We start from the raw sequence: 12,310 nt of genomic DNA, 5'->3' as shown, positions 1-12,310 counted from the left end.
GTGTAGGGATTTTTTTGAAATGTCCATTTCGCGGATGAAATGTCCACGCGATGTCCATCCGGACATTTCTCGGGAGAATCGCGGGTCCAAGTACGAAGAAGCAAGCGCCCGACGGAGTACAGCAGTTGATGTATAGTCATCGTGTGCTGACTATTGCTGATCAACTTGATGTGATGAACCGGCTCGGTCGAGCTATGGCCGACCCGACCCGCTCTCGCATTCTCCTGACTCTCTTGGCCGGCCCGAGTTACCCGGCGGTGCTGTCTCGCGAGTTGGGGTTGTCCCGCTCGAATGTGTCGAACCATCTGACGTGTCTGCGCGGGTGCGGGATCGTGGTGGCCGAGCCCGAGGGCCGGCAGACCCGCTACGAGGTCGCAGACCCGCACCTTGCCCGCGCCCTGACGGCGCTGGTGGATGTGACACTCGCGGTCGACGAGAGCGTGCCGTGCATGGACCCGAACTGCGGGGTCGAAGGTTGCGTGGCGGGGGAGGTGCGGGCGTGAGCGCGGTCACGGGTTCGCAAGTCGAGCACGTCGACCTCGACGACGACGATGATGACGATGACCGGTCCTGGTATCGGAGCCCGAGCGTTCTGATCCCGATCGCCTCCGGCGTCGCGTTCGCCGCCGGCCTGGTGTGCGAGTGGACCGGCGCGGAGACCGCGGGCCTGGTGTTGTTCTGGATCGGTCTGCTGCTGGGCGCGTACACGTTCGTGCCGGGCGCGCTGCGCAAGCTGTTCACCAAGGGCAAGCTCGGCATCGGCCTGCTCATGACGATCAGCGCCACCGGCGCGGTGATCCTCGGCTACGTCGAGGAGGCCGCCGCGCTGGCGTTCCTGTACTCGATCGCAGAGGCGCTGGAAGACAAGGCGATGGACCGCGCCCGCGCGGGGTTGCGGGCACTGTTGAAACTCGTGCCCGTCGCCGCGCTCGTCAAGCGCGGCGACGCCACAGCCGAGGTAGAGGCGAAGGAGCTGCGCGTCGGTGACGTGCTCGTGGTCCGGCCGGGTGAACGGATCGCGACAGACGGTATCGTGCGCGCCGGGCGGAGCAGCCTGGACACGTCCGCGATCACAGGCGAGTCGATCCCGGTCGAGGTCGAACCCGGCACCGACGTGTCGGCCGGGTCGATCAACACCACCGGCGTCCTCGAGGTCGAGGCCACCGCCGCTGGCACCGACAACTCGCTCACCACGATTGTGGAACTGGTCGAGCAGGCGCAGGCCGAGAAGGGCGACCGCGCCCGCCTGGCCGACCGCATCGCCCGACCCCTCGTGCCCGGCGTGATGATCCTCGCCGTGCTGGTCGGCGTGCTCGGGTCGCTGCTGAGCGGCGACCCCGAGCTGTGGATCACCCGCGCCCTGGTCGTGCTGGTCGCAGCGTCGCCGTGTGCTCTGGCGATCGCCGTCCCGGTCACTGTCGTATCCGCCATCGGGGCTGCGTCGAAGTTCGGTGTGGTTGTGAAGTCCGGTGCCGCGTTCGAGCGGTTCGGTGGCATCCGCCACCTCGCCGTCGACAAGACCGGCACCCTGACTCGCAACGAGCCCACCGTGACCCGCGTCGTCACCACCGGCGTGACCGAGGCTGACGTGCTGGCGTGGGCGGCGAGCCTGGAAGGTCACAGCACGCATCCCCTCGCCGCAGCGATCACCACCGCGGTTCCCAACGCTCCGGCCGCTACAGACGTCAGCGAGACCGCCGGCCACGGCATCGCCGGCACCCTCGAAGGTGCTCGTCTCGCCGTAGGGAGTCCACGCTGGCTGGACGCCGGCACGCTGGTCGGCGACGTGGAGGCGATGGAGTCCGAGGGGATGACCGTCGTCATCGTCCACCGCAACGACCAGCCCGCCGGAGCGATCGGAGTGCGGGACGAGCTGCGCCCCGAAGTCCCCGAGGTCATCGCCATACTGAACCGGCGCGGGATCGGCGTGACGATGCTCACCGGCGACAACGCCCGCACCGCCGCGGCCCTCGCCGCACAGGCCGGCATCAGCGACGTGCGCGCCGAACTGCGCCCCGAGGACAAGGCCACCGCCGTCGCGGAACTGTCGAAGTCGCAGCCCACCGCGATGATCGGGGACGGCATCAACGACGCCCCCGCTCTCGCAGCCGCCGACCTGGGGATCGCGATGGGAGCCAAGGGCGCAGATGCCGCGATCGAGTCCGCCGACGTCGCGTTCACCGGCCACGACCTGCGCCTCATCCCGCAGGCCCTCGCTCACGCCCGCCGCGGCCGCAGCATCATCAACCAGAACGTCATCCTGTCCATCGCGATCATCGCGGTCCTGCTACCGCTCGCGATCACCGGCATTCTGGGCCTCGCCGCCGTGGTGCTGGTGCACGAAGTCGCGGAGGTCATCGTTATCCTCAACGGGCTCCGCGCGGCGCGGCGCACGAAGGCATGACCGGTCCCGTTCACGGCCTCGCGCAGGGAAGGGCGGATGCCGTGGAAGTGAGTTCCGCCGGCCCTCTTGGCGCGCGCGTCCGACCGCGTCTATTCCTGATCGCGTGCGCCGTCGCTGTCGGGGCGGTGCTGATCGACCAGGGAACCAAAGCACTCGCCCTCGCGCAGCTCAGCGAACAAGCCCGCATCCCACTCCTGGGAGACTGGCTCGGCTTGCAGCTCGCGTTCAACCCCGGCACCGTCATGTCCCTCGGATCCGGCTCAACCTGGCTGCTCACCATCATCGCAGCCGCGGCATCCGTGGCTCTGCTCATCGCCGCAACACGCGCCCGCACCGCCGGGTGGGCGGTCGCGATCGGCCTGCTGTGGGGAGGCGCAGTCGGCAACCTCCTAGACCGCCTGCTCGCCCCACCCGGATTCGGCCGAGGCCACGTCACCGACTTCCTCGCCTACGGCAACCTGTTCATCGGCAACCTCGCCGACGTCATCCTCGGTGTCGGCATCGCTCTCGGCATTTTGCTCTACATCTCGCCGCCGAAAGGCAAAAGGTGGAGTCATCCGCCCGACGAGCACAGATCGACTCCCGAAGACATCTAGCAGCATGTTCGCGGCGGGCTTTCGAGGACATCTCGCTTGTCACTCCCGCGTCCTTTCGCTGCGCAGATGGACATCTCTGAGCGGTTCCTACACCGGGTGTAGGGATTTTTTTGAAATGTCCATTTCGCGGATGAAATGTCCACGCGATGTCCATCCGGACATTTCTCGGGAGAATCGCGGGTCCAAGTACGAAGAAGCAAGCGCCCGACGGAGTACAGCAGTTGATGTATAGTCATCGTGTGCTGACTATTGCTGATCAACTTGATGTGATGAACCGGCTCGGTCGAGCTATGGCCGACCCGACCCGCTCTCGCATTCTCCTGACTCTCTTGGCCGGCCCGAGTTACCCGGCGGTGCTGTCTCGCGAGTTGGGGTTGTCCCGCTCGAATGTGTCGAACCATCTGACGTGTCTGCGCGGGTGCGGGATCGTGGTGGCCGAGCCCGAGGGCCGGCAGACCCGCTACGAGGTCGCAGACCCGCACCTTGCCCGCGCCCTGACGGCGCTGGTGGATGTGACACTCGCGGTCGACGAGAGCGTGCCGTGCATGGACCCGAACTGCGGGGTCGAAGGTTGCGTGGCGGGGGAGGTGCGGGCGTGAGCGCGGTCACGGGTTCGCAAGTCGAGCACGTCGACCTCGACGACGACGATGATGACGATGACCGGTCCTGGTATCGGAGCCCGAGCGTTCTGATCCCGATCGCCTCCGGCGTCGCGTTCGCCGCCGGCCTGGTGTGCGAGTGGACCGGCGCGGAGACCGCGGGCCTGGTGTTGTTCTGGATCGGTCTGCTGCTGGGCGCGTACACGTTCGTGCCGGGCGCGCTGCGCAAGCTGTTCACCAAGGGCAAGCTCGGCATCGGCCTGCTCATGACGATCAGCGCCACCGGCGCGGTGATCCTCGGCTACGTCGAGGAGGCCGCCGCGCTGGCGTTCCTGTACTCGATCGCAGAGGCGCTGGAAGACAAGGCGATGGACCGCGCCCGCGCGGGGTTGCGGGCACTGTTGAAACTCGTGCCCGTCGCCGCGCTCGTCAAGCGCGGCGACGCCACAGCCGAGGTAGAGGCGAAGGAGCTGCGCGTCGGTGACGTGCTCGTGGTCCGGCCGGGTGAACGGATCGCGACAGACGGTATCGTGCGCGCCGGGCGGAGCAGCCTGGACACGTCCGCGATCACAGGCGAGTCGATCCCGGTCGAGGTCGAACCCGGCACCGACGTGTCGGCCGGGTCGATCAACACCACCGGCGTCCTCGAGGTCGAGGCCACCGCCGCTGGCACCGACAACTCGCTCACCACGATTGTGGAACTGGTCGAGCAGGCGCAGGCCGAGAAGGGCGACCGCGCCCGCCTGGCCGACCGCATCGCCCGACCCCTCGTGCCCGGCGTGATGATCCTCGCCGTGCTGGTCGGCGTGCTCGGGTCGCTGCTGAGCGGCGACCCCGAGCTGTGGATCACCCGCGCCCTGGTCGTGCTGGTCGCAGCGTCGCCGTGTGCTCTGGCGATCGCCGTCCCGGTCACTGTCGTATCCGCCATCGGGGCTGCGTCGAAGTTCGGTGTGGTTGTGAAGTCCGGTGCCGCGTTCGAGCGGTTCGGTGGCATCCGCCACCTCGCCGTCGACAAGACCGGCACCCTGACTCGCAACGAGCCCACCGTGACCCGCGTCGTCACCACCGGCGTGACCGAGGCTGACGTGCTGGCGTGGGCGGCGAGCCTGGAAGGTCACAGCACGCATCCCCTCGCCGCAGCGATCACCACCGCGGTTCCCAACGCTCCGGCCGCTACAGACGTCAGCGAGACCGCCGGCCACGGCATCGCCGGCACCCTCGAAGGTGCTCGTCTCGCCGTAGGGAGTCCACGCTGGCTGGACGCCGGCACGCTGGTCGGCGACGTGGAGGCGATGGAGTCCGAGGGGATGACCGTCGTCATCGTCCACCGCAACGACCAGCCCGCCGGAGCGATCGGAGTGCGGGACGAGCTGCGCCCCGAAGTCCCCGAGGTCATCGCCATACTGAACCGGCGCGGGATCGGCGTGACGATGCTCACCGGCGACAACGCCCGCACCGCCGCGGCCCTCGCCGCACAGGCCGGCATCAGCGACGTGCGCGCCGAACTGCGCCCCGAGGACAAGGCCACCGCCGTCGCGGAACTGTCGAAGTCGCAGCCCACCGCGATGATCGGGGACGGCATCAACGACGCCCCCGCTCTCGCAGCCGCCGACCTGGGGATCGCGATGGGAGCCAAGGGCGCAGATGCCGCGATCGAGTCCGCCGACGTCGCGTTCACCGGCCACGACCTGCGCCTCATCCCGCAGGCCCTCGCTCACGCCCGCCGCGGCCGCAGCATCATCAACCAGAACGTCATCCTGTCCATCGCGATCATCGCGGTCCTGCTACCGCTCGCGATCACCGGCATTCTGGGCCTCGCCGCCGTGGTGCTGGTGCACGAAGTCGCGGAGGTCATCGTTATCCTCAACGGGCTCCGCGCGGCGCGGCGCACGAAGGCATGACCGGTCCCGTTCACGGCCTCGCGCAGGGAAGGGCGGATGCCGTGGAAGTGAGTTCCGCCGGCCCTCTTGGCGCGCGCGTCCGACCGCGTCTATTCCTGATCGCGTGCGCCGTCGCTGTCGGGGCGGTGCTGATCGACCAGGGAACCAAAGCACTCGCCCTCGCGCAGCTCAGCGAACAAGCCCGCATCCCACTCCTGGGAGACTGGCTCGGCTTGCAGCTCGCGTTCAACCCCGGCACCGTCATGTCCCTCGGATCCGGCTCAACCTGGCTGCTCACCATCATCGCAGCCGCGGCATCCGTGGCTCTGCTCATCGCCGCAACACGCGCCCGCACCGCCGGGTGGGCGGTCGCGATCGGCCTGCTGTGGGGAGGCGCAGTCGGCAACCTCCTAGACCGCCTGCTCGCCCCACCCGGATTCGGCCGAGGCCACGTCACCGACTTCCTCGCCTACGGCAACCTGTTCATCGGCAACCTCGCCGACGTCATCCTCGGTGTCGGCATCGCTCTCGGCATTTTGCTCTACATCTCGCCGCCGAAAGGCAAAAGGTGGAGTCATCCGCCCGACGAGCACAGATCGACTCCCGAAGACATCTAGCAGCATGTTCGCGGCGGGCTTTCGAGGACATCTCGCTTGTCACTCCGCGTCCTTTCGCTGCGCAGATGGACATCTCTGAGCGGTTCCTACACCGGGTGTAGGGATTTTTTTGAAATGTCCATTTCGCGGATGAAATGTCCACGCGATGTCCATCCGGACATTTCTCGGGAGAATCGCGGGTCCAAGTACGAAGAAGCAAGCGCCCGACGGAGTACAGCAGTTGATGTATAGTCATCGTGTGCTGACTATTGCTGATCAACTTGATGTGATGAACCGGCTCGGTCGAGCTATGGCCGACCCGACCCGCTCTCGCATTCTCCTGACTCTCTTGGCCGGCCCGAGTTACCCGGCGGTGCTGTCTCGCGAGTTGGGGTTGTCCCGCTCGAATGTGTCGAACCATCTGACGTGTCTGCGCGGGTGCGGGATCGTGGTGGCCGAGCCCGAGGGCCGGCAGACCCGCTACGAGGTCGCAGACCCGCACCTTGCCCGCGCCTGACGGCGCTGGTGGATGTGACACTCGCGGTCGACGAGAGCGTGCCGTGCATGGACCCGAACTGCGGGGTCGAAGGTTGCGTGGCGGGGGAGGTGCGGGCGTGAGCGCGGTCACGGGTTCGCAAGTCGAGCACGTCGACCTCGACGACGACGATGATGACGATGACCGGTCCTGGTATCGGAGCCCGAGCGTTCTGATCCCGATCGCCTCCGGCGTCGCGTTCGCCGCCGGCCTGGTGTGCGAGTGGACCGGCGCGGAGACCGCGGGCCTGGTGTTGTTCTGGATCGGTCTGCTGCTGGGCGCGTACACGTTCGTGCCGGGCGCGCTGCGCAAGCTGTTCACCAAGGGCAAGCTCGGCATCGGCCTGCTCATGACGATCAGCGCCACCGGCGCGGTGATCCTCGGCTACGTCGAGGAGGCCGCCGCGCTGGCGTTCCTGTACTCGATCGCAGAGGCGCTGGAAGACAAGGCGATGGACCGCGCCCGCGCGGGGTTGCGGGCACTGTTGAAACTCGTGCCCGTCGCCGCGCTCGTCAAGCGCGGCGACGCCACAGCCGAGGTAGAGGCGAAGGAGCTGCGCGTCGGTGACGTGCTCGTGGTCCGGCCGGGTGAACGGATCGCGACAGACGGTATCGTGCGCGCCGGGCGGAGCAGCCTGGACACGTCCGCGATCACAGGCGAGTCGATCCCGGTCGAGGTCGAACCCGGCACCGACGTGTCGGCCGGTCGATCAACACACCGGCGTCCTCGAGGTCGAGGCCACCGCCGCTGGCACCGACAACTCGCTCACCACGATTGTGGAACTGGTCGAGCAGGCGCAGGCCGAGAAGGGCGACCGCGCCCGCCTGGCCGACCGCATCGCCCGACCCCTCGTGCCCGGCGTGATGATCCTCGCCGTGCTGGTCGGCGTGCTCGGGTCGCTGCTGAGCGGCGACCCCGAGCTGTGGATCACCCGCGCCCTGGTCGTGCTGGTCGCAGCGTCGCCGTGTGCTCTGGCGATCGCCGTCCCGGTCACTGTCGTATCCGCCATCGGGGCTGCGTCGAAGTTCGGTGTGGTTGTGAAGTCCGGTGCCGCGTTCGAGCGGTTCGGTGGCATCCGCCACCTCGCCGTCGACAAGACCGGCACCCTGACTCGCAACGAGCCCACCGTGACCCGCGTCGTCACCACCGGCGTGACCGAGGCTGACGTGCTGGCGTGGGCGGCGAGCCTGGAAGGTCACAGCACGCATCCCCTCGCCGCAGCGATCACCACCGCGGTTCCCAACGCTCCGGCCGCTACAGACGTCAGCGAGACCGCCGGCCACGGCATCGCCGGCACCCTCGAAGGTGCTCGTCTCGCCGTAGGGAGTCCACGCTGGCTGGACGCCGGCACGCTGGTCGGCGACGTGGAGGCGATGGAGTCCGAGGGGATGACCGTCGTCATCGTCCACCGCAACGACCAGCCCGCCGGAGCGATCGGAGTGCGGGACGAGCTGCGCCCCGAAGTCCCCGAGGTCATCGCCATACTGAACCGGCGCGGGATCGGCGTGACGATGCTCACCGGCGACAACGCCCGCACCGCCGCGGCCCTCGCCGCACAGGCCGGCATCAGCGACGTGCGCGCCGAACTGCGCCCCGAGGACAAGGCCACCGCCGTCGCGGAACTGTCGAAGTCGCAGCCACCGCGATGATCGGGGACGGCATCAACGACGCCCCCGCTCTCGCAGCCGCCGACCTGGGGATCGCGATGGGAGCCAAGGGCGCAGATGCCGCGATCGAGTCCGCCGACGTCGCGTTCACCGGCCACGACCTGCGCCTCATCCCGCAGGCCCTCGCTCACGCCCGCCGCGGCCGCAGCATCATCAACCAGAACGTCATCCTGTCCATCGCGATCATCGCGGTCCTGCTACCGCTCGCGATCACCGGCATTCTGGGCCTCGCCGCCGTGGTGCTGGTGCACGAAGTCGCGGAGGTCATCGTTATCCTCAACGGGCTCCGCGCGGCGCGGCGCACGAAGGCATGACCGGTCCCGTTCACGGCCTCGCGCAGGGAAGGGCGGATGCCGTGGAAGTGAGTTCCGCCGGCCCTCTTGGCGCGCGCGTCCGACCGCGTCTATTCCTGATCGCGTGCGCCGTCGCTGTCGGGGCGGTGCTGATCGACCAGGGAACCAAAGCACTCGCCCTCGCGCAGCTCAGCGAACAAGCCCGCATCCCACTCCTGGGAGACTGGCTCGGCTTGCAGCTCGCGTTCAACCCCGGCACCGTCATGTCCCTCGGATCCGGCTCAACCTGGCTGCTCACCATCATCGCAGCCGCGGCATCCGTGGCTCTGCTCATCGCCGCAACACGCGCCCGCACCGCCGGGTGGGCGGTCGCGATCGGCCTGCTGTGGGGAGGCGCAGTCGGCAACCTCCTAGACCGCCTGCTCGCCCCACCCGGATTCGGCCGAGGCCACGTCACCGACTTCCTCGCCTACGGCAACCTGTTCATCGGCAACCTCGCCGACGTCATCCTCGGTGTCGGCATCGCTCTCGGCATTTTGCTCTACATCTCGCCGCCGAAAGGCAAAAGGTGGAGTCATCCGCCCGACGAGCACAGATCGACTCCCGAAGACATCTAGCAGCATGTTCGCGGCGGGCTTTCGAGGACATCTCGCTTGTCACTCCCGCGTCCTTTCGCTGCGCAGATGGACATCTCTGAGCGGTTCCTACACCGGGTGTAGGGATTTTTTTGAAATGTCCATTTCGCGGATGAAATGTCCACGCGATGTCCATCCGGACATTTCTCGGGAGAATCGCGGGTCCAAGTACGAAGAAGCAAGCGCCCGACGGAGTACAGCAGTTGATGTATAGTCATCGTGTGCTGACTATTGCTGATCAACTTGATGTGATGAACCGGCTCGGTCGAGCTATGGCCGACCCGACCCGCTCTCGCATTCTCCTGACTCTCTTGGCCGGCCCGAGTTACCCGGCGGTGCTGTCTCGCGAGTTGGGGTTGTCCCGCTCGAATGTGTCGAACCATCTGACGTGTCTGCGCGGGTGCGGGATCGTGGTGGCCGAGCCCGAGGGCCGGCAGACCCGCTACGAGGTCGCAGACCCGCACCTTGCCCGCGCCCTGACGGCGCTGGTGGATGTGACACTCGCGGTCGACGAGAGCGTGCCGTGCATGGACCCGAACTGCGGGGTCGAAGGTTGCGTGGCGGGGGAGGTGCGGGCGTGAGCGCGGTCACGGGTTCGCAAGTCGAGCACGTCGACCTCGACGACGACGATGATGACGATGACCGGTCCTGGTATCGGAGCCCGAGCGTTCTGATCCCGATCGCCTCCGGCGTCGCGTTCGCCGCCGGCCTGGTGTGCGAGTGGACCGGCGCGGAGACCGCGGGCCTGGTGTTGTTCTGGATCGGTCTGCTGCTGGGCGCGTACACGTTCGTGCCGGGCGCGCTGCGCAAGCTGTTCACCAAGGGCAAGCTCGGCATCGGCCTGCTCATGACGATCAGCGCCACCGGCGCGGTGATCCTCGGCTACGTCGAGGAGGCCGCCGCGCTGGCGTTCCTGTACTCGATCGCAGAGGCGCTGGAAGACAAGGCGATGGACCGCGCCCGCGCGGGGTTGCGGGCACTGTTGAAACTCGTGCCCGTCGCCGCGCTCGTCAAGCGCGGCGACGCCACAGCCGAGGTAGAGGCGAAGGAGCTGCGCGTCGGTGACGTGCTCGTGGTCCGGCCGGGTGAACGGATCGCGACAGACGGTATCGTGCGCGCCGGGCGGAGCAGCCTGGACACGTCCGCGATCACAGGGAGTCGATCCCGGTCGAGGTCGAACCCGGCACCGACGTGTCGGCCGGTCGATCAACACCACCGGCGTCCTCGAGGTCGAGGCCACCGCCGCTGGCACCGACAACTCGCTCACCACGATTGTGGAACTGGTCGAGCAGGCGCAGGCCGAGAAGGGCGACCGCGCCCGCCTGGCCGACCGCATCGCCCGACCCCTCGTGCCCGGCGTGATGATCCTCGCCGTGCTGGTCGGCGTGCTCGGGTCGCTGCTGAGCGGCGACCCCGAGCTGTGGATCACCCGCGCCCTGGTCGTGCTGGTCGCAGCGTCGCCGTGTGCTCTGGCGATCGCCGTCCCGGTCACTGTCGTATCCGCCATCGGGGCTGCGTCGAAGTTCGGTGTGGTTGTGAAGTCCGGTGCCGCGTTCGAGCGGTTCGGTGGCATCCGCCACCTCGCCGTCGACAAGACCGGCACCCTGACTCGCAACGAGCCCACCGTGACCCGCGTCGTCACCACCGGCGTGACCGAGGCTGACGTGCTGGCGTGGGCGGCGAGCCTGGAAGGTCACAGCACGCATCCCCTCGCCGCAGCGATCACCACCGCGGTTCCCAACGCTCCGGCCGCTACAGACGTCAGCGAGACCGCCGGCCACGGCATCGCCGGCACCCTCGAAGGTGCTCGTCTCGCCGTAGGGAGTCCACGCTGGCTGGACGCCGGCACGCTGGTCGGCGACGTGGAGGCGATGGAGTCCGAGGGGATGACCGTCGTCATCGTCCACCGCAACGACCAGCCCGCCGGAGCGATCGGAGTGCGGGACGAGCTGCGCCCCGAAGTCCCCGAGGTCATCGCCATACTGAACCGGCGCGGGATCGGCGTGACGATGCTCACCGGCGACAACGCCCGCACCGCCGCGGCCCTCGCCGCACAGGCCGGCATCAGCGACGTGCGCGCCGAACTGCGCCCCGAGGACAAGGCCACCGCCGTCGCGGAACTGTCGAAGTCGCAGCCCACCGCGATGATCGGGGACGGCATCAACGACGCCCCCGCTCTCGCAGCCGCCGACCTGGGGATCGCGATGGGAGCCAAGGGCGCAGATGCCGCGATCGAGTCCGCCGACGTCGCGTTCACCGGCCACGACCTGCGCCTCATCCCGCAGGCCCTCGCTCACGCCCGCCGCGGCCGCAGCATCATCAACCAGAACGTCATCCTGTCCATCGCGATCATCGCGTCCTGCTACCGCTCGCGATCACCGGCATTCTGGGCCTCGCCGCCGTGGTGCTGGTGCACGAAGTCGCGGAGGTCATCGTTATCCTCAACGGGCTCCGCGCGGCGCGGCGCACGAAGGCATGACCGGTCCCGTTCACGGCCTCGCGCAGGGAAGGGCGGATGCCGTGGAAGTGAGTTCCGCCGGCCCTCTTGGCGCGCGCGTCCGACCGCGTCTATTCCTGATCGCGTGCGCCGTCGCTGTCGGGGCGGTGCTGATCGACCAGGGAACCAAAGCACTCGCCCTCGCGCAGCTCAGCGAACAAGCCCGCATCCCACTCCTGGGAGACTGGCTCGGCTTGCAGCTCGCGTTCAACCCCGGCACCGTCATGTCCCTCGGATCCGGCTCAACCTGGCTGCTCACCATCATCGCAGCCGCGGCATCCGTGGCTCTGCTCATCGCCGCAACACGCGCCCGCACCGCCGGGTGGGCGGTCGCGATCGGCCTGCTGTGGGGAGGCGCAGTCGGCAACCTCCTAGACCGCCTGCTCGCCCCACCCGGATTCGGCCGAGGCCACGTCACCGACTTCCTCGCCTACGGCAACCTGTTCATCGGCAACCTCGCCGACGTCATCCTCGGTGTCGGCATCGCTCTCGGCATTTTGCTCTACATCTCGCCGCCGAAAGGCAAAAGGTGGAGTCATCCGCCCGACGAGCACAGATCGACTCCCGAAGACATCTAGCAGCATGTTCGCGGCGGGCTTTCGAGGACA

At 68.1% G+C, this 12,310-nt stretch carries 9 protein-coding genes and 3 pseudogenes; all 12 read left to right on the top strand.

The genetic code is table 11. The features are described 5' to 3' along the window. Positions 1–143 precede the first annotated feature (143 nt). The 12 genes and pseudogenes from cmtR (RYJ27_RS13360) to RYJ27_RS13305 all read left to right on the top strand — a co-directional run bounded on the left by cmtR (RYJ27_RS13360) (position 144) and on the right by RYJ27_RS13305 (position 12,280). Positions 144–503, top strand: coding sequence for a Cd(II)/Pb(II)-sensing metalloregulatory transcriptional regulator CmtR (cmtR, locus tag RYJ27_RS13360; protein ID WP_330170743.1), 360 nt, complete (start codon positions 144–146; stop codon positions 501–503). After that, entirely contained in the window at positions 500–2,404 is a 1,905-nt protein-coding gene (locus tag RYJ27_RS13355) for a heavy metal translocating P-type ATPase (RefSeq protein ID WP_330170744.1), read from the top strand. Before cmtR (RYJ27_RS13360) ends, RYJ27_RS13355 begins: the two co-directional genes overlap by 4 nt. Continuing rightward, positions 2,401–3,000: a signal peptidase II gene (locus tag RYJ27_RS13350; RefSeq protein WP_330170742.1), complete on the top strand. Its 600-nt coding sequence runs from the start codon at positions 2,401–2,403 to the stop codon at positions 2,998–3,000. The genes RYJ27_RS13355 and RYJ27_RS13350 overlap by 4 nt, the downstream gene beginning before the upstream one ends. Positions 3,001–3,239: 239 nt before the next feature. Then, positions 3,240–3,599 carry a Cd(II)/Pb(II)-sensing metalloregulatory transcriptional regulator CmtR gene (cmtR, locus tag RYJ27_RS13345; protein ID WP_330170743.1) on the top strand — a complete coding sequence of 120 codons (360 nt, stop codon included), beginning with the start codon at positions 3,240–3,242 and terminating at the stop codon, positions 3,597–3,599. Continuing rightward, positions 3,596–5,500, top strand: coding sequence for a heavy metal translocating P-type ATPase (locus RYJ27_RS13340; RefSeq protein WP_330170744.1), 1,905 nt, complete (start codon positions 3,596–3,598; stop codon positions 5,498–5,500). Before cmtR (RYJ27_RS13345) ends, RYJ27_RS13340 begins: the two co-directional genes overlap by 4 nt. Continuing rightward, on the top strand, positions 5,497–6,096 hold the full coding sequence (locus RYJ27_RS13335; protein WP_330170742.1) for a signal peptidase II: 600 nt from the start codon (positions 5,497–5,499) through the stop codon (positions 6,094–6,096). Before RYJ27_RS13340 ends, RYJ27_RS13335 begins: the two co-directional genes overlap by 4 nt. 238 nt (positions 6,097–6,334) lie before the next feature. Continuing rightward, positions 6,335–6,693, top strand: a pseudogene (gene cmtR / locus RYJ27_RS13330) (Cd(II)/Pb(II)-sensing metalloregulatory transcriptional regulator CmtR). Between the two features lie 89 nt (positions 6,694–6,782). Beyond that, a pseudogene (locus RYJ27_RS13325) lies at positions 6,783–8,591 on the top strand (heavy metal translocating P-type ATPase). Beyond that, positions 8,588–9,187: a signal peptidase II gene (locus RYJ27_RS13320; protein WP_330170742.1), complete on the top strand. Its 600-nt coding sequence runs from the start codon at positions 8,588–8,590 to the stop codon at positions 9,185–9,187. The pseudogene RYJ27_RS13325 and the gene RYJ27_RS13320 overlap by 4 nt, the downstream one beginning before the upstream one ends. A gap of 239 nt (positions 9,188–9,426) precedes the next feature. After that, entirely contained in the window at positions 9,427–9,786 is a 360-nt protein-coding gene (cmtR, locus tag RYJ27_RS13315) for a Cd(II)/Pb(II)-sensing metalloregulatory transcriptional regulator CmtR (RefSeq protein WP_330170743.1), read from the top strand. An 89-nt stretch (positions 9,787–9,875) separates the two neighbouring features. Beyond that, positions 9,876–11,684: pseudogene (locus tag RYJ27_RS13310) on the top strand (heavy metal translocating P-type ATPase). Further along, positions 11,681–12,280, top strand: a complete 600-nt coding sequence (locus RYJ27_RS13305; protein WP_330170742.1) for a signal peptidase II — start codon at positions 11,681–11,683, stop codon at positions 12,278–12,280. Before RYJ27_RS13310 ends, RYJ27_RS13305 begins: the two are co-directional and overlap by 4 nt. The last annotated feature ends 30 nt before the right edge of the window (positions 12,281–12,310 follow it).

The sequence above is a fragment of the Microbacterium limosum genome, assembly GCF_036324365.1.
Taxonomy (GTDB): domain Bacteria; phylum Actinomycetota; class Actinomycetes; order Actinomycetales; family Microbacteriaceae; genus Microbacterium; species Microbacterium limosum.
Note: the sequence above shows the minus strand (reverse complement) of the source record. Positions and strands in the feature narration are given on the sequence as shown.